This is a genomic window from uncultured Campylobacter sp. (genome assembly GCF_947255105.1).
Lineage (GTDB): Bacteria > Campylobacterota > Campylobacteria > Campylobacterales > Campylobacteraceae > Campylobacter_B.
Window position 1 is genome coordinate 1 of record NZ_CAMYFP010000014.1, and the last position, 17,902, is coordinate 17,902.

At 34.8% G+C, this 17,902-nt stretch carries 18 protein-coding genes and 2 tRNA genes; 14 read left to right on the forward strand and 6 right to left on the reverse strand.

From position 1 onward, the window contains the following. Positions 1-213: 213 nt before the first annotated feature. Complete coding sequence (gene rbr, locus Q0X52_RS06895) at positions 214-801, reverse strand: rubrerythrin (protein WP_297576339.1); 588 nt, start codon at positions 799-801, stop codon at positions 214-216. 113 nt (positions 802-914) lie between these two features. Between rbr and Q0X52_RS06900 the strand changes: the two genes are divergently transcribed. The 12 genes from Q0X52_RS06900 to Q0X52_RS06955 all read left to right on the forward strand — a co-directional run bounded on the left by Q0X52_RS06900 (position 915) and on the right by Q0X52_RS06955 (position 11,363). Then, on the forward strand, positions 915-1,547 hold the full coding sequence (locus Q0X52_RS06900) for an HAD family hydrolase (protein ID WP_297576341.1): 633 nt from the start codon (positions 915-917) through the stop codon (positions 1,545-1,547). 94 nt (positions 1,548-1,641) lie between these two features. Continuing rightward, complete coding sequence (locus tag Q0X52_RS06905) at positions 1,642-2,544, forward strand: polyprenyl synthetase family protein (protein WP_297576343.1); 903 nt, start codon at positions 1,642-1,644, stop codon at positions 2,542-2,544. After that, positions 2,544-3,851: a glutamyl-tRNA reductase gene (gene hemA, locus Q0X52_RS06910; protein WP_297576345.1), complete on the forward strand. Its 1,308-nt coding sequence runs from the start codon at positions 2,544-2,546 to the stop codon at positions 3,849-3,851. Before Q0X52_RS06905 ends, hemA begins: the two co-directional genes overlap by 1 nt. Further along, positions 3,841-5,550: a proline--tRNA ligase gene (locus tag Q0X52_RS06915; RefSeq protein ID WP_297576347.1), complete on the forward strand. Its 1,710-nt coding sequence runs from the start codon at positions 3,841-3,843 to the stop codon at positions 5,548-5,550. Before hemA ends, Q0X52_RS06915 begins: the two co-directional genes overlap by 11 nt. Beyond that, positions 5,544-5,957: a hypothetical protein gene (locus Q0X52_RS06920; RefSeq protein ID WP_297576349.1), complete on the forward strand. Its 414-nt coding sequence runs from the start codon at positions 5,544-5,546 to the stop codon at positions 5,955-5,957. The genes Q0X52_RS06915 and Q0X52_RS06920 overlap by 7 nt, the downstream gene beginning before the upstream one ends. Beyond that, positions 5,932-6,870 (forward strand): hydroxymethylbilane synthase, encoded by a 939-nt coding sequence (gene hemC / locus Q0X52_RS06925; protein WP_297576350.1) that lies wholly within the window; start codon positions 5,932-5,934, stop codon positions 6,868-6,870. The genes Q0X52_RS06920 and hemC overlap by 26 nt, the downstream gene beginning before the upstream one ends. After that, positions 6,870-8,678: a menaquinone biosynthesis decarboxylase gene (locus Q0X52_RS06930; RefSeq protein ID WP_297576352.1), complete on the forward strand. Its 1,809-nt coding sequence runs from the start codon at positions 6,870-6,872 to the stop codon at positions 8,676-8,678. The genes hemC and Q0X52_RS06930 overlap by 1 nt, the downstream gene beginning before the upstream one ends. A gap of 3 nt (positions 8,679-8,681) precedes the next feature. Continuing rightward, positions 8,682-9,101 (forward strand): nickel-responsive transcriptional regulator NikR, encoded by a 420-nt coding sequence (gene nikR, locus Q0X52_RS06935; protein WP_297576354.1) that lies wholly within the window; start codon positions 8,682-8,684, stop codon positions 9,099-9,101. Positions 9,102-9,223: 122 nt separating this feature from the next. After that, the gene (locus Q0X52_RS06940; protein WP_297576356.1) at positions 9,224-10,024 is read left to right on the forward strand and encodes a transporter substrate-binding domain-containing protein; all 801 of its coding nucleotides are present in this window, start codon (positions 9,224-9,226) and stop codon (positions 10,022-10,024) included. A gap of 96 nt (positions 10,025-10,120) precedes the next feature. After that, positions 10,121-10,921, forward strand: coding sequence for a transporter substrate-binding domain-containing protein (locus Q0X52_RS06945; protein WP_297576358.1), 801 nt, complete (start codon positions 10,121-10,123; stop codon positions 10,919-10,921). A gap of 281 nt (positions 10,922-11,202) precedes the next feature. After that, a tRNA-Gln gene (locus Q0X52_RS06950) sits at positions 11,203-11,277 on the forward strand. An 11-nt stretch (positions 11,278-11,288) separates the two neighbouring features. Further along, a tRNA-Met gene (locus Q0X52_RS06955) sits at positions 11,289-11,363 on the forward strand. A 196-nt stretch (positions 11,364-11,559) separates the two neighbouring features. On the opposite strand, the gene Q0X52_RS06960 is transcribed toward Q0X52_RS06955, so the two are convergent. The 5 genes from Q0X52_RS06960 to Q0X52_RS06980 form a co-directional block, all read right to left on the reverse strand. Beyond that, complete coding sequence (locus Q0X52_RS06960; protein WP_297576360.1) at positions 11,560-11,835, reverse strand: type II toxin-antitoxin system RelE/ParE family toxin; 276 nt, start codon at positions 11,833-11,835, stop codon at positions 11,560-11,562. Continuing rightward, positions 11,825-12,031, reverse strand: a complete 207-nt coding sequence (locus Q0X52_RS06965) for a hypothetical protein (RefSeq protein WP_297576362.1) — start codon at positions 12,029-12,031, stop codon at positions 11,825-11,827. Before Q0X52_RS06965 ends, Q0X52_RS06960 begins: the two co-directional genes overlap by 11 nt. A 59-nt stretch (positions 12,032-12,090) precedes the next feature. Next, positions 12,091-12,315 (reverse strand): hypothetical protein, encoded by a 225-nt coding sequence (locus Q0X52_RS06970; protein WP_297576364.1) that lies wholly within the window; start codon positions 12,313-12,315, stop codon positions 12,091-12,093. A gap of 221 nt (positions 12,316-12,536) precedes the next feature. Next, a complete protein-coding gene (locus Q0X52_RS06975; protein WP_297576366.1) occupies positions 12,537-13,610 on the reverse strand; it encodes a tyrosine-type recombinase/integrase in 1,074 nt (357 codons plus the stop codon). 8 nt (positions 13,611-13,618) lie between these two features. Continuing rightward, complete coding sequence (locus Q0X52_RS06980) at positions 13,619-16,171, reverse strand: AsmA-like C-terminal domain-containing protein (RefSeq protein ID WP_297576368.1); 2,553 nt, start codon at positions 16,169-16,171, stop codon at positions 13,619-13,621. Here Q0X52_RS06980 and mltG point away from each other — a divergent pair. Together mltG and Q0X52_RS06990 are read left to right on the forward strand one after the other, a co-directional pair. Further along, on the forward strand, positions 16,161-17,072 hold the full coding sequence (gene mltG, locus Q0X52_RS06985) for an endolytic transglycosylase MltG (protein WP_297576370.1): 912 nt from the start codon (positions 16,161-16,163) through the stop codon (positions 17,070-17,072). The genes Q0X52_RS06980 and mltG overlap by 11 nt on opposite strands. Beyond that, positions 17,069-17,902 (forward strand): hypothetical protein, encoded by an 834-nt coding sequence (locus tag Q0X52_RS06990; RefSeq protein ID WP_297576372.1) that lies wholly within the window; start codon positions 17,069-17,071, stop codon positions 17,900-17,902. The genes mltG and Q0X52_RS06990 overlap by 4 nt, the downstream gene beginning before the upstream one ends.

A 17,902-nucleotide genomic window follows, 5' to 3' on the forward strand; every position in this document is an offset into this window, starting at 1 on the left:
AAAAGCACTTAAATTTGAAAAGCACTTAAATTTGAAAAGCACTTAAATTTGAAAAAATAGTTAAATTTATAAAAAGCAGTGAAATTTAAAAGCAGGATAGTGGTTAAATTTCAACAAAACAATCAAAATATAGAGTTTAAATTTCAATAAAAGCAATGAAATTTAGAAGCAGTGAAATTTAACAAAAGGCAGGGCAAAAGCCCCACCAACTCTCTAATAGTCCTCTACAAAAAGTTTAAAGAACTCCATTCCATGCTCACAGGCCGGACAGGTTTTTGGAGCTTTTTTGCCTTTGTAGATGTAGCCACAATTTTGGCAAATCCAGTAAGTCTCCATCTCTCTTTGAAAGACTACGCCATCTTTGATATTTTTAAGAAGTTTTAAAAATCTCTTCTCATGTGCCTCTTCAACTTTGGCTATTTGCAAAAAGGTATTGGCAATCTTGCTAAAACCCTCCTCTTTGGCGATATTTGCAAAGTCAACATACATATCTGTCCATTCATGATTTTCACCCTTGGCAGCTGCTTTTAAGTTTTGCTCAGTTGTGCCAACCATTACCGGAAAATGGTCATCTTGATTTACTCCAACTGCCTCGCCTGTAAGCTCTTCGCTTAGATATTTATAAAATCTTTTAGCATGCTCCATCTCATTTCTTGCAGTCTCTAAAAAGATTTCACTTATTTGAACATAACCCTCATTCCTTGCTACTTTGGCATACATTGTATATCTTGCGTAAGCCTGAGTTTCACCTGCAAAAGCTGTCATTAAATTTTTAGCTGTTTTGCTATCTTTTAGTTTCATAATATCTCCTTTAACTAAATTTATATATCATTATACTACTTTTTTGATAAAAGACAATCTATTTTTGAAATTTACAACTTTACTCTATAATAAAATAAAAAAGGATTAGAGTTATGAAAGCTGTTATTTTTGATATGGATGGCACCATTATAGATAGCGCAGATGCTATATTTCACACTATCAACAACGTTAGGGCAAATATGAATTTAAAAGAGCCTTTGAGTAAAGAGTTTATAATCAAGGCTATAAACGATCCAAAAAAAGATCCCATAAAAGAGTTTTACAACCTAGATAGCGTTACAAAAGAGCAGATTGACTCTTTTAATGTAGAGTTTAAGAAAAATTATGATCTTTTTGCAAAACCTTATAAAGAGGCTATTGAACTGCTTAAATATTGCAAAGCAAAGGGGCTTAAAATGGCACTTGCAAGCAATGCGCCAGAGACTACTGTAACTCATGTTGTAGAGAAAAACAGCCTGAATTTATACTTTGATTTTGTCATTGGAACGAGTAAAAAAACTCCAAAAAAGCCAGATCCAACCATGCTTTTTAGCTCAATGAAAGCACTTGGCGCAAAAGAGGGGATATTTGTTGGAGATAGCCAAAAAGATATGCTAGCAGCAAATGAGGCAAATATGCCATATATCCATGTTTTATGGGGATTTAATCTAAAAATTGAGACTAAGTTTTGTGCTAAAAGTTCTAATGAGGCAGAAAAATATATAGAAGATATATTTGCTATTTAGACAGAGAAGAGATTGATTTATTTATCTTTTTTTTACTTCTTTTAGGTAAAATCACGAGATAAAAAGTAGATAAATTTAAGGCACAAGGGAGATAATGCAACTTTTAAATGAAATAGATAGTTTGATTTTGAACTATGTAAAAGAGCTTAACTATCAAAACGCTACAACTATGTTTCTTACTATTAAACCAGGTAAAAAGCTTCGTTCTAAGTTACTTTTAAAAATTGCTCAAAAAAGTGATGAGTCTATCAAACTTGCAGCTATAGTTGAGATGATACACGCCGCTAGTTTGCTGCATGATGATGTTATTGATAGTAGCGATACAAGGAGAGGGAGTGCCTCTACAAATGCTCTTTTTGGTTCAAAAAATGCCATTATGCTTGGCGATATTTTATACTCAAAGGCCTATAGCAAACTTGTTAAATTTGATAAAGATATCGCACAAACTATCTCAGAGTCAGTCTGTAAGATTAGTGTTGGCGAGCTTATGGATGTTTTGCTTAGCAAGGAGTTTAACGAAGACAAAAAACTCTACTTAGATATGATCTATCATAAAACTGCTGCTCTAATCGAGGGTAGCACAAAGGCAGCAGCTATTTTGGCTGGTTTGGACGCAGAAATTTATGCAAAATATGGTAAAAATTTAGGCATAGCTTTTCAGATAGTTGATGATTGGTTAGATATAACTCAAAGTAGCCAAACACTTGGAAAACCTGCATTTAGCGACTTTAAAGAGGGCAAGACAACTTTGCCATATATCTATCTTTATGAAAGATTGGATAGCAATGACAAAAAAAAGCTAAAAGCACTTTTTAAAAAGGAGCTAAATAGCGATGAGATTTTGTTTATTAAGGATAAATTTAAAGAGTATAAGATAGATGAGCTGGTTTTAAGTGAGATAGAGTTTTATGCAAATGAGGCGATAAGCGCGGTTAGAGGCGAAGGTAGGCAAGATCTTATTGAGATTATTGAGTCCCTTGTCAATAGGACATTTTAATGCAATACCTAAATGTAAGCTTTACTCATAAAAATACAGATATAGCAGTCAGAGAGCGACTCTCTTTCTCAGATGAGAGCAAGAAAAAAGAGATATTAAGACTTGTAAGCTCTAACATCAATGTAGCTGAGTGTTTGGTGCTTAGCACTTGCAATAGAGTGGAAATTTTTGCCTTTGTAAGTGAGATTGAGCTTTCTAAAAGTTACATACTAAAAGCTATCTCTGTTTTAAGTGGCGTAGCGCTTAATGAGCTTGAGGCTAGAGCCGATCTCTATTATGGAAGTGGGGCGATACATCATCTCTTTACAGTTGCAAGCTCTCTTGATAGCTTAGTTGTGGGCGAAACTCAGATAGTTGGTCAGCTAAAAGACGCACTTTCATTTGCCAACAAACAGGGGAGTTGTGGCGTAAATTTAAATAGAGCTGTCAAATATGCATTTAAATGTGCAGCCAAAGTAAGAACCAACACTCAAATTTCTAAAAATCCAGTATCAGTCTCAAGTGTCGCAGTCAATAAAGCAAAGGAGATATTTGGCTCACTGGATGGCAAAAAAACTTTAGTAGTTGGTGCTGGAGATATGAGCGAACTTGCCTGTAAGCACCTTTTGGCAAATGGCGCTAAAGTCGTTGTTGTAAATAGAAGTCTTAATAGAGCTTTAAGCCTAAAAGAGAAGTTGCAAAACAATATAGAGATAGAGGAGTTTAGCCACTTAAAAGAGCTTATAAACTCCCATGAGTTGATATTTTCAGCAACCGGTTCGCTTGAGCCAATTATTACTAATAGGCTTATTGAAGAGAGAGATTTTGATAGGTATTTTTTTGATATTGCTGTGCCACGAGATATCGAGATATCAGAGAGCGTTAAGATAAAGGTCTATAGCGTAGATGATCTTCAAGAGATAGTCAAGATAAATATGGCTCTAAGAGAGGAGCAGGCACAGATTGCCTATGCGATTGTTGGTAGAGATACAAATGAATTCTTTAAAAAGCTCAAGATACTTGCAGCAACTCCTATCATCAAATCTCTTAGAAAAAGAGCGAGAGATTTTGCAGATAGAGAGCTTGAAAAGGCGATAAAAAGGGGCTATCTAAAGAGATCTGATTTGGATGAGTCAAGAAAGCTTATCCATCAAGTTTTTAAGTCATTTTTGCACACACCAACTGTAAATTTAAAAGAGCTGAGCTTTGAAGATGATGGCGATAACATCATAAGAGCCATAGAGCAGGTCTTTGATATAGAGGTTGATGATGAGGATGAGAGATATAATTTTGATATAGAAAATTTGGAGAATATAGATGAAATTTAGCAGACTTTATGCACAAACTACAAAAGAGGCGCCAAAAGATGCCACGCTACCAAGTCATCAATTTTTGATAAGAGCTGGTTTTATAGAGCAGCTTGGAAGCGGACTTTATAACCTTTTGCCACTTGGAAAGATGGCATATGACAATATTGCAAAAGTCATCAAAGAGAACATGGATAAAGCAGGAGCGCAAGAGGTCAGTTTTAGCTTTGTAACGCCAGCTACTTTTTGGCGGGAAAGTGGTAGATTTGACATATTTGGAAAGGAACTTTTAAGGATAAAAGATAGAAAAAACAATGACTTTGTCTTAAGTCCTACCAATGAAGAGTCAGCCGTAAATATGGTCAAAAATCGCATCACAAGTTATAAACAACTCCCACTTCATCTCTATCAGATAAATACGAAATTTAGAGATGAGGCAAGACCTAGATTTGGGCTTTTGAGGGGGCGAGAGTTTATTATGAAAGATGGCTATAGTTTTCATGCAGATGTTGATGATTTAAGACGTGAGTTTTTGCTTATGAAAGAGACCTATAGCAAGATTTTTAAAGAGCTTGGCTTTAAATTTAAGATAGTTGAGGCAGATAGTGGAGCGATTGGTGGAAGTGGTAGCAATGAGTTTATGGTTCTTGCAAACAATGGCGAAGATGATATTGTAGTTTGCACAAAGTGCGATTATGGTGCCAACATCGAAACAGCAAAGAGAGCCAAAAGAGAGTTTAGCGGCGAAGCACCAAGTTATAACATGCAAAGCAAGTTTCACACTCCAAGCATAACAACTATCGATAGTCTTGCTAAGTTTTTCAATGTTGATAAGTTTTTCATCATAAAAGCCGTCATAAAAAAGGCTATCTATCAAAATAAAAGCGAGATTGTAGTCTTTTTTGTAAGAGGCGATGACGAACTTCAAGAGACAAAGGCGCTAAATGCCATAAATGCACTTGAGTTAGTCGATGTTAGCGATGAAGAGATAGCAAAGGCAGGTTTAGTTGCAGGATATTGCGGGCCGCTAAATTTGCCAGATGGCATTAAGTTTTTTATAGATAGTGATCTTAAAGAGAGCAGAGGTTTGATATGTGGCGCAAATGAAGAGGGATATCATCTCATCGGCTTTAATGTAATAAATTTCAAAGATGAGCGGTTTGCTGATTTGAGCGCTGTTACTACCAAAGATAGATGTCTTAAATGTGGCGGTAAATTTGAGATAAAAAAGGGCATTGAAGTTGGCCATATCTTTATGCTTGGCGATAAATACTCCAAAGCTATGAATGCTACATTTTTAGACAAAAATGGCAAAACTACGCCATATATGATGGGTTGCTATGGTATAGGAGTTAGCAGGCTGCTTGCAGTTGCAATCGAAGTAGGGCATGATGAAAAGGGTTGTATTTGGCCAAAAAAGATAGCACCTTTTAAACTTGTCATTATAAACCTAAATACCAAAAACGAAGAGCAGGTCAAATTTAGCGACGAACTCTATGAAAAGTGCCAGGAGCTTGGCATTGAGGTGCTCTATGATGATAGAGATGAGCGAGTTGGTGTAAAGATGAGTGAGTTTGAACTTATGGGCTTTCCATATGCCATAGTTGTTGGCAAAAAGCTAAAAGAGGGCTTAGTTGAGCTAATTTATCGCGATGGTTTGATAAAAAAAGAGATTGGCAAAGATGAAGTGCTTAAATTTGTCAAAGAGAGTCTATGCTAAAGAAATTTTTCCTACCGCTTCTGTTGGTTGAGCTATTTTTTACAACTCTATTTATATGGCGAGTTGGCTTTGGTAGCTTTTTTTTGGAGTCTTTGGTTACATTTGTGATAGGTAGCCTTATCATCTCCAGAAACAAAAGACTAACAAATTCTCTTTTGATAACCTTTTTTGTCGGCAATTTTTCTACTGTTTTGGCAGCTTTTTTGCTTATGATACCTGGAGTTTTTACAGATATTTGCGGAGCAATTATGTTGCTTTGGGCGCTATTTTCACAGCCAAGAGAGTTTAAAAGAGAGAGTGAGTTTGATAAATTTAACGATAGTAGAGCTAAATTTGACAATGATGATATTATAGATGTTGAGATCATAGAAGAGGATAAAAATGCAAAAGATAATAATAGCAACTAGAAAGAGCGCTTTAGCACTTTGGCAAAGTGAGTATATAAAAGATGAGATAGAGAAAAAGCACAATATTGAAGTGGAGCTTTTGGGTATGAAGACAAAGGGAGATATTATACTTGATACTCCGCTTGCAAAGATTGGCGGTAAGGGACTTTTTACAAAAGAGCTTCAAACTAGTATGTTAAATGGCGAGTCACATATCGCCGTTCATAGCCTAAAAGATGTTCCTGTTGAGTTTCCAAAGGGGCTAGTTTTGGCTGCAATTACAAAAAGAGAGGATAAAAGAGATGCCTTTGTTAGCCAAAAATACAGCACTCTGTCTGCACTTCCAAAGGGAGCAAAAGTTGGCACAACCTCACTTAGACGTCGTATGCAGCTACTTATGTTAAGAGATGATCTAAATATCGTCTCTTTAAGGGGCAACGTCAATACAAGGCTAAAAAAGCTAAAAGAGGGCGAGTTTGATGCCATTATACTTGCAAAAGCTGGCATAAAAAGACTTGGCTTGGAAGATGAAGTAAGATATGTAACTCCCTTTTCAAAGCTAGAGATGATTCCTGCTATGGGGCAAGGCGCGCTTGGGATTGAGGCTGTTGATGACAAAGAGATTATCTCGCTCATCTCATTTTTAAATGACAAAAATACTCTTATTGAGACAACTATAGAGAGAGATTTTATAGAGAGTTTAAATGGCGGTTGTCAAGTTCCTATCGGTATAAATGCAGAAGTTATTGGCGATAAGATAGAGATAAATGCTGTAGTTGGTATGCCAGATGCGAGTAAATTTATAAAAGAGCAAAGAACTATCTCTATAGATGAGTGCCACAAATTTGGCAAAAAACTTGCAGATGAGTTTATCCAAAATGGGGCAAGAGAGCTTTTAGATGAGGCTTTGAAGATGGGAAGTGAGCTTTTATAATGAGAGAGTGGATAGACAAATTTAAAGAAGCGGGGCTTTTAAAGGTAGTTGATGAGCCTGTAGATATAAATTTGCAGTTAGGTCACATCGCCTATATTGAGGTCAAAAAAGATGACTCTAAAGCACTTTTATTTACCAAGCCAGTAGATAGAAGTGGTCGAGTCTATCCACCTGTTTTTGCCAATACATTTGGCAGTATGAAAGCAGTTGAGCTAGTCTTTGAAAAGACTCCAGATTTAATTGCAAAGGAGATTGAAGAGATTTTAAAGCCTAAAAAGCCAAAAAATATCATAGAAAAAATCGACTTTTTCACAAAACTTCTCTCCTTTAGACATCTCTTTGTAAAAAAGCTAAAGGGCGAGGGCGAGTGCCAAGAGATAAAAAAATTTGGAAGTGAGGTCGATCTTTATGAGTTGCCAACTCTTACAACGTGGCAAGATGATGGCGGTCCTTTCATAACAATGGGACAGGTCTATACAAAGAGCCTAAATGGCAATGCGCAAAATTTAGGTATGTATAGACTTCAAGTCTATGACAAAAATCGCCTTGGCATGCATTGGCAGATACACAAAGATGGCGCAAATTTTTTCAATGAGTATAAAGAGGCTGGTTTAAAAATGCCAGTAAGTGTGGCAATTGGTGGCGATCCGCTCTATATTTGGTGCGGTCAAGCACCTTTGCCAAAAGGTATTTTTGAGCTTTTGCTTTATGGATTTATAAGAAAAAGAGCGGCAAGAGTTGTCAAGTCCCTTACAAATGGGATCTTTATACCATATGATTGTGACTATGTTATAGAGGGCTATGTAGATCCAAATGAGTTGGAAAATGAGGGTCCATTTGGCGATCATACGGGTTATTACACTCCGATACTTCCATTTCCTGTGATGAGAGTTGAGGCGATAACTCACAAAAAAGACCCAATTTTTCATGCGACAGTTGTAGGAAAACCGCCTTTGGAAGACAAATATATGGGCTATGCAACTGAGAGGATTTTTTTGCCACTTCTAAAAAATGTAACTCCAGATCTAATTGACTACAATATGCCTGAAAATGGTGTCTTTCACAATCTCATTTTAGCTAAGATGAATGCCATCTATCCAGGTCATGCAAAACAGCTTATGCACGCTTTTTGGGGAGTTGGGCAGATGAGTTTTGTAAAACATGCCATTTTTGTTCCAAAAGAAGCGCCAGCTCTTACAGACTACGAAGAGCTTGGCAGGTATGTTTTGGATAGGATTAGCCCTAAAAATTTGTTGATTTCTGAGGGGATGTGTGACCAGCTAGATCACGCTAGTCCAAATAGCTGCTATGGTGGCAAGCTTGGAGTTGATGCAACTTTTGATAGCACCAAAGATGGAGTCTTGCTTTTGGATGACAAAGAATTGCTTGCTAAATTTAAAAAAATAGATGATAATATTTTAAATTTAAAACACTATTTTACCAAGAGTAAAAATCCAATCATACTCATAAACTATGATAAAAAAAGAGCAGTCAAAGAGCTATTTAACGAGCTTTTAGCCTTGAGGCAGCACTTTAGGATATTGATTTTTATAGATCCAAACAACGATATAAACAATGTCTATATGAGCGTTTGGCGTATAGTAAATAGTATCGATGCCAAGCGAGATATCTATATAGATGAGCTTCAAATTTGTATAGACGCAACTTCAAAAAGCAGTTGGGAGGGCTACGATAGGGAGTGGCCAAAAGAGGTTAATTGCACAAAAAGTGTGATAGAGGAACTTATAAAAAAGGGACTTATCGAAGATGATAAGGAATTTTTCAAAAAATATGAAATAATGGGGTAAAAAATGGATCAAATCATTAGATACAGCGTTTCGCTTACAAAGGATCTTTTAAAAAAACTAGATGAGCTAGTCATTAAAAAGGGATATGCTTCCAGAAGCGAACTTACAAGGGATTTAATCAGAAAGCTCTCAGTTGAGAGTGAGTGGGAGATGAGTGAAGAGAGGCTAATTGGCGTTCTAACCATTATCTACGATCATCATCAAAACGAACTTGTAGAAAAAAAGATGAATATTGAGCATGATGCTATCAACACTATTGAGATAGTTTGCACAACTCATGTCCATATAGATGCAAGAAATTGTCTTGAAACCTCTATTTTAAAGGGCAAAGGTAAAGATATACTTAAATTTGCCGATAAGATAAGAGGATTAAAGAGTGTTAAGCTAGCAGAACTCTCAAAGATAGGCATACCAGATACTTAGTCATAAACGGATTTATTAAATTTCACTCAAGCTATTTAATAAAATATGTTATACTTGCAACTTATGAAATTGATTATATTTGTTTATGCAAAGATATGATAAATCATACAGGATAGGGAAACATGAAAAAGATTGCATTATGCTTATTGCTTCTTGTTGGTAGCTTGTTTGCAAATACGCTATCTGAGATAAAAAGCAAAGGCGTTTTAAGAGTTGGTGTTTTTGCAGATGAACCACCATTTGGAGAGCTTAGAGATGGGGCATTTGTTGGCTTTGAAATTGACTTTGCAAAAGCTATTGCCAAACATATCTTTCAAGGCAAAAATGGCAAAGTAGAGTTTGTATCTGTAGAAGTTCCTCAAAGAGAGAAGTTTTTGATAGAAAATACTGTTGATTTGATAATGGCAGGCTACATAATCACCGACGAGAGAGCTAAGGTAGTTGATTTTTCATTTCCTTATTTCTCTGTAAATATCGGTGTGCTTACTAGAAAAGATAGTAACATTCAGAAGCAAGAAGAGCTTAGAGGAAAGACAATTATAGTAGAAGATAGTGCTGTAGCAAAGAGCTATTTTGCATCAAGAGGCTATAAAACTGTTAAATGTCCAAACTCAAATGCTTGCTACAAGATGTTAAAAGACGGCGCAGGTGATGCCTACGCAAATGACAATTTGATAGTTTTAGTCTATCCGATTATTGACAGAACTGTAGAGGTCAATATCAAAAACTTAGGTAAGTCTAATTTCTTGGGAGTTGGTGTTGCTAAAGGTAATAAAGAGCTGCTTGATGTGGTAAATAACGCTTTAGTAAGCCTCAACAAAGAGGGATTTTTTAGAGACAGTTTCCAAAATACAATAGATCCTTTCTACAAAGGCACAATTGAGGAAAAATACTTCTTGCTAGACATCTATAATATTTTCTGACACTTTTAAAGACAATGATAGCCCCTTTTTTGGGCTATCTAAACTATCTATAAATTTATTACTTATTTTGAAATTTAAATTATCATAGGAGATATAATGAAAAGGTTTTTGTTGTGCTTAGCACTAATTGTTGGTAACTTATTTGGTAATACCCTATCTGAGATAAAAAGCAAAGGCGTTTTAAGAGTTGGTGTTTTTACAGAGCAGCCACCATTTGGAGAGCTTAGAGATGGGACGTTCTCTGGCTTTGAGATTGACTTTGCAAATTCCATAGCCAAACACATCTTTAATGCCAAAGATGGTAAAGTGCAGTTTGTTCCTGTACAAGCTTCCGAACGAAGTAAATTTTTGCAAGACAATTTGATAGATCTTCTTATTGCAACTTATACAATTACTGATGAGAGAGCCAAAGGAATTGACTTTTCGTTTCCTTACTTCTCTGTAAATATCGGTGTGCTAACTAAAAAAGAGAGCAATATTCACAAAGAAGAGGAGCTTAGAGGTAAGAAGGTTATCGTAGAAAACGGCACTACAGCACAAAACTACTTTAACCAAAGAGGCTATACAACTGTTAAATGTCCAAACTCAAACGCTTGCTACAAGATGTTAAAAGACGGCGCAGGTGATGCCTACGCAAATGATAACTTGATAGTTTTGGCCTATCCAGTTATTGACAGAACCGTAGAGGTCAATATCAAAAACTTAGGCAAGTCTGATTTCTTGGGAGTTGGTGTTGCTAAAGGCAACAAAGAACTACTAGACTTTGTAAATAATACTTTAGTAAGCCTTAGTAAAGAGGGATTTTTTAGAAATAGCTTTAAAGATACAATAGATCCTTTCTACAAAGGCACCGCAGAACAAAAATATTTCTTGCTAGACATCTACAATATTTTTTAACTCTAAAAGATAGTTCCCTTTGTGGAACTATCTTGGCTTTTATAGATAATCTAAAATTAACCTTTTTCTACTTTTTGGTTTGAAATTTAGCTGCTTTTTTACTTTAAATTTCATATATGAAATTTAACTCATAGTGAAATTTAGTATTTATTATAGACATTCTATAAATCAATGATTTAGTTTAGTTTAAATTTATGATATGAAATTTAAAAGTGTAAATTTCTAGTTTTACTTGACATTTGATATATTTGTAGTTATAATACATTTTTATTTAAAAGCATTGGGGTATAGCCAAGCGGTAAGGCATCAGGTTTTGGTCCTGACATTCAGAGGTTCGAATCCTCTTACCCCATCCACTCAAATTTGACGCAGAGTAGAGCAGTGGTAGCTCGTCGGGCTCATAACCCGAAGGTCGGAGGTTCAAGTCCTTCCTCTGCAACCAAACCGCCATTTTATCGATGTTTTAAAGAATACTTAAATCATTCTTAATATTTAATTTTTTACTACTCTTATATTTGCTTAAGCTTATAAAGATAGATAGTAAAATATCTCCAAAACAAAGATATAAGAAAAACATTTGTAATATCAAATGAAATTAAAAATCCAGAGATAGAAAGCTTTTTAAAATAAAATTAAGCCTATTTTTTAAAATTATAAATATCTTTTCTATAAGAAATTTTTAAAATTAAAATAGTGATTTTATCATCTTTTATTTCAAAAATAGCCCTAATGTTATCAGAAATTTTATATCTATAAACATTCGAAAAGCCAACAAGAGGAGTTATATTTTTACTAGTTTTTAAAACTTCATAGTTACTACAAAGATATAAAAACTTATTTTTTACTTTTTCATACTCTTTTTTATTAAGACTTTCTAAAAAATTACTTGCTTCTTGAGTGAATTCAATTTGCATGTTTTTTATCTAATCTTTTAAAAACTTCATTTGATGGAATTGTTTTCATAGTGCCATTTTCAATAGCTTTTTTTATCCTTAAAGTATCTTGATAGTCTAAAAAATCATAATACAAATCTATTGCTTTTTCAACTATTTTTTTATCATCACTATTAAGACTATGTAAAAACTCATCATTTTCAATAGATAAAATCATGTTACAACTCCTTTAAATTTCAAAAATATGAAACTTTTGAAGATACAAAAATAGAAAATTTAGCTATCTAAACTATCCATAGCCTTTTCATAATCTTCAAAAGTTTCATATTTTTCAAATTTACCGCTTTTAAATTCTTCTTCACACTCTTTCATATTTTTAACAAATTTTTCAGTATAAATTTCTTCTATATCAACAGAGCTACCCTGGCGAAGATTGACAACAGACTTGATGATATCTAGCATTTTATCGTCTATATTATTAAGAGTTAAATTAACAGTCATTGTAGCTCCTTTAAATTTCAAAAATAGTAGCAAGTTTAGACTTAAATAGCTATAAAATGGTGCTTTGGTGATAGTTTTTATAGCACAAATTTCTCCAGAGGTTTAAGCCCTTCCTCTGCAACCAAATCACCATTTAATTTATCTTTTATCAAATTTAGCTCAACACCAATAAAATGTATAAAATGCCAAATAATCTCTATATATTTAGCATTTCTCTCTAGCTATTTCTCTTTTTCATTTGCAAAATTTTCTGCTATCTTTGCTACAAGTTTTAAGTTGTCACTATCAAAGTGTGTATAGATACGCGATGTATCCAAACTAGCGTGACCAAGTGCTTCTTGAACCAAAATTAGATCTTTTTGTTTTCTATAGAGCATCGTAGCAAATGTGTGTCTAAGCATATGTGCTCCATTTTTCTCTTTTCTAATCCCAGCTCCAAAAAGAATCTGTTCAACCAGTCTGCTAACATATGCTTGAGTGAGTTTTCCGCCGTTTCTATTGACAAAGAGATAGCCGTCGCTGTTTTTGTAGTTGATAAGGAGTGAGTCTAAATGCTCCTTTATAAGATGTTCTTTTATCATAACAACTCTGTATTTATTGCCTTTGCCCCTTATTTTGATGATATAGTTGCCGCCATCTAGCAAGATATCTTTTTGTCTTATTCCAAGCGCTTCACTAACTCTTACTCCTGTGTAGATGATGATTTTGATGATAAGCTTATTTCTGTGGGTGTTGCTTTTAAACTCCACCTCATCAACAGCTTTTAAAAATCTCATCAACTCCTCTTCACTCATAAACTCAGGCAGCTTTTGCCCACTTCGTCCTGTCACACCACCCCAGTTTTTGAGCTCTATTGCAAAGGTATAAGATGAGCCATTATCGTCATTTTGTCTATCCAGATAACTAAAAAAATTAATAACCGCTATGCGATAGTTTTTTTTCGTTGCATCGCTTAGAGTTCCCGTTGCAGTTGCCAAAACTTCACTTAAAAGCTCCTCATTTATCTGTTTTAGGCTAGTAAGTCCGTAGTAATTTAGTAGTTCAAAGACCTTTTTTAGTGGATTGAAGTATGTATTTATGCCGCTTATCCCAGCATTTCTTGCCTGTTTTACGATACCATCTAACTCTTCGATAGTTGAAGTTCCCTTTGTAAGGCTCACATTTGCACTAGCTAGTGCCATTCTATCCTCTAACTCCTTGTTTGAAAGAGAGCTTAGTTTATATCTGACATAGCGAGTTAGCCAAAAAAGTAGCGAGTCATAAAAGCTCTCTTTAAAGTCAAGTTTGTATTTCATACTCTCTCCTAAAAAATATTTGCAGGCAGCTCAATGATGTTTTTCATGAGATTAAATGGCGTATTTATTAGATCGACACCTACATTTGTTTTGTATTGCGGCTCTTCAAGAGTTCCATAAATTTGGACTATTGTAGAGATTTTTCTATCTTTTCCAAGAATGATTTGGTTTAAAAGTGGAATATTTTTTATGATACTGGAGGCATCTTTTAGATATCTTATCTCTAGTTTTACATCGATATTGTTTTTATCAAAATCAATTGTCCCAAGCCCGCCTACATCAGCGCTTGTTCCTTTTAAATTTATAGCTTTTATCTCCAAAATCCCACCATTTTTTTCAAAAAAAACTTCGCCATGTTTTATGGAGAAGCCCTTATTGTTAAAATCCGCTCCCTTTAGCTTGATAATGGCTGGTATGCTGTCTAAAAATGAGAGAAGTTGCTGGTAGTATTTGTATTGTTTAAGATAGCTATTTCTGATATCTATGCTTCCTTTAAACTTCTCAAAGCTCTCGCCAACTATCTTGAAATTTAAAAGTCCGCCATCAAACATATTGCTACCTATGAAAAGATTGGCGCTTTTGCCTGAGATGTTATTTGCCAAAACTTCAAATTTAGCTTCATTTAGCCAAAATTTAATATTGCTGTCATTTAGCTTGGCAGTCATGTTGATATCTTTGCCATCGATCTTGCCTTGATAGCTTGATAAAATCAGAGTTTTGTTTAAATCTTTTAAGATGATATTTGAGTTTTCTCCAGCTACTGCCAAATTTAAAGAGGAAAAACTCCCTTTTTCGCTTTTTGCAAAAACAAAGTCGATATCTTTAAGAAAGAGTGATTTTTGCCCATTTTGCACATCAAAAGAGAGATAGTTACTTTTTGTCTTAAGGATTACACTTTTATCTGCAATTGCAACTTTTATATCATCTTGTTCATAGCTTTTGCCACTTTTTGTCTGCAAAAATGGAAACTTAAATTTGGCCTCATCTATGGCAACATCTAGCTTTTTAAAGTCGCTGCTTGTTATTGTGAGTTTGCCATCTTTGAAATTTAGACTCTTTAAAAGCGCAGAATAGGGGAGTATGGTAGAAAGTGAGTCTATTTTTATGGTACTTATCTTATCTATAAAGAGCTTCATTCCAAGGGCGGCTAAATTTATCTCTATATCTTTTTTAAAGTCAATGGTTAGTTTTGAGTTGATATTGTCCGCTTGAAGGATAGAAAAGTCGCCATCTTTTATCGAGATATTTTTAAATTTCAGATCAAACTCCCCCTCTTTTTTTTGTGCGTCAATCTTGCCATTTGCTGTTGCATTAAAAATATCCATAGAGAGATCTGAGTCTTTGACATAGATATTTGTTGAGTTTTCTAAAAAAACAGTTGTCTTTTGGCTTTTAAACTTAGCTCCTCCAAGTAAAAGCTCACTATCATAGAGTTCAAAAGAGCCATTGGCTCGCAAATGGAGGTTTGAGAGGTTGAGATTTAGTATGAGGTGGGATTTGGAAATGCCGCTTAGCTGCTTTACGGGCAGGTTTATGTGATAGCTCTTTACAATCTCTAAAATATCATCATCAAGCGTGCCATCTGTCTTTAGGTCGATGATGATATTTGCCTCTTTGTTGCCAAAAAGATGGTTTATCACTACATAGCTTCCAAAGAGATTTTTCTCCTTATAGTAGCCATTTTTAGGCTCTATAATTAGGTTGCTATTTTTGAGTTTGACATGCGCTTTTTCTATCTTTACAGGGGCAATTTTCTTTTGAAAATAGACTTCAAGTTCTGATGCATAGGCACTTCCCTCCATATCGTCTAAATGATAGTTATTGGTTGCTAAATCTATTTTGCCATTTAGATACTCTATCTCATAATGTTTGGCTAAGTTTTTGCCATAAATCCAGCTATTTATCTCTCTGTTTAGCCCTGTTTTTATGCCAAGTTCATTCATAAACCGCCTTAAAGAGGTCGCTTTGGCATTTTTTATGCTATAAAAAAGTAGCTCTTTGTCTATATCTATCTCAGCATCGCCCTCAATCTCATGAGTTTTGAAAAAGCCCTTGAAGTTGTATCTCTCATCTGCTAAATTAAGCAGTGCTTCGCCATTTGCACTAAGATCAAAATCTTTCAAATTTAGCTCCAATATCTTTGTAAAAAAGCCAACTTTTGTAAGGTTAAATTTCAAATCTACTCTTAAAAGGTCGTTGTCTATATAAAAAGTATCCTCTTTGTAGAGGAGTTTCATATTGGAGTCGCCAACTTTTAGCTCCTCTAAATTTACAAATTTGAAGTTTTTCTCTATCAAAGGAAAGCTTTTTACCAAATTTACAATTGACTCTTTTGAGCTTTTCTCTTTTTTCTTTATGGTAAGCGGGATATCTAACTTTTTTATATCTACTATAAGTTTATTATCAAATTTAATATATAATTGCTCTATAAATAGCCCTCTGAAGTTTAAATGTGAGATTTTTACGCCACCGCTTAAGAGGACAAAAATTGTAGAAAGTAGAACTAAGAGCGTGATTGAGATATATAGAGTAGCTGTTGTAATTGCCGAGATGATCTTCATTATTCTCCTAACTTTTCTTTATGATCTAACAAGAGCTACACATTTTGATAAAGAGATTTTTATAAAACAGGGCTCAATAAGACAAATTATAGCCAATTTGCCTAATGAAAATATAAATAAAACGCCAATTGATCCCTGCATTTTGGCTAGACTTGGCACACCAAAACAGGGCTTTTTAAACCTAGAAAAGAGCAATTTGCCAAAGATAGATTTTTTCTATAAACTCACCACTGCAAAGCCTGTTATGGAGGATATTGTCCTTATTCCTGGCGATACAACGGTGCTGTTTTTGTCAAATTTAGCCAAAAAATATGATGTTAGTTTGCAAGATATTGAGCTTGACTACAATAAAAGTGCCCCTTTTTATGAGGGCTTTTTAGTGCCTCAGACCTTTAGTGTAGCCAAAGGTAGCAGATATCAAGAGAGCATTAAACATCTTATAAACTACTCTTTTGCATTTCACAAAAAAACATATGAGAAGTTAATTGGCGGTGAGTTTAGCTGGGATAGATGGAAAGAGGTTTTGATAAAGGCCTCAATCATACAAAAAGAGGCGGCAGGTGTTGATGAGATGAGAGTTGTCTCATCAGTAATTGACAATAGACTAAAAAGGGGAATGCGCCTTCAAATGGATGGCTCGTTAAACTATGGCATCTACTCTAACCAAAAAATCACACCAGAGAGGATTAGAAATGATAGCTCAAGTTACAACACCTATCTTAACTACGGACTTCCAAAAGAGGTAGTTTGTGTTGTCTCAAAAGAGGCGATTATCGCTGCTATAGAGCCGATAGAGAGTGAGTTTTTGTATTTTATGAGAGATAAAAAGAGTGGTAAACATATCTTTACAAAAAGCTATAATGAACATTTAAAAACAATCAAAAAAGGGAGAGAGAGATGAAAATAGCCATAATTGGTAGCGGAAACATAGGAAGTGCAACAGCTTCATTGCTTATAAATAGTGGAATTTGCAAAAGTATAGCGTTGGTTGATCTGTCCCTAGACTTTGCAAAGGGAAGGGCAAAAGATCTCTTGACTATGGCAACGATTTTGGGCAAGGAGGTCGATGTTTTTGCAACTAGTGACTATGAAGAGCTAAAGAAGTTTGATATTTTTGTAATTACTGCTGGAGTTACTAGAAAAGTAGGGCAAAGCAGAGATGAGCTTTTGAGTATAAATGCCAAAATCATCAAAGAGATAGCCATAAATATCAAAAAGCTAAACTCCAATCCACTCATCATCGTAGTTAGCAATCCTGTAGATATTCTTACTTTTGTAATGCAAAAAGAGGGTGGATTTGATCCAAAAAGAGTCATCGGAATGGCTGGCGAGCTAGATAGCGCAAGGGCAGCTATTGCATATAAAGAGCTTGTTGGTAAAAAGAAGTTGCCCTATATCTTGGGTCTTCATAACGATAAGATGAGCTTTGTCTATCAAGAGGAGATAGAAAAAAGTAAAAAAGAGCCTTTTGAAAAAGAGGTCATAACGGGTGGCGCTAAAATAACAGAGCTTACAAAAACTTCAGCCTATTTTGCGCCAGCTGGTGCGATCTATAAGATGATAGAGGCAATTTTGCATAAAAAAGTTGTAATAGCCTCTGTCTATAATGATGGATATTATTTTGGAAGAAGAGTTGAGCTTTGTAAAGATGGAGTTAGCAAGATATTAAAAGATGATATTTGCCTAGAGACCATCAAAAAAGAGCTAGATCTAACTTTAGCAAAGCTCTAA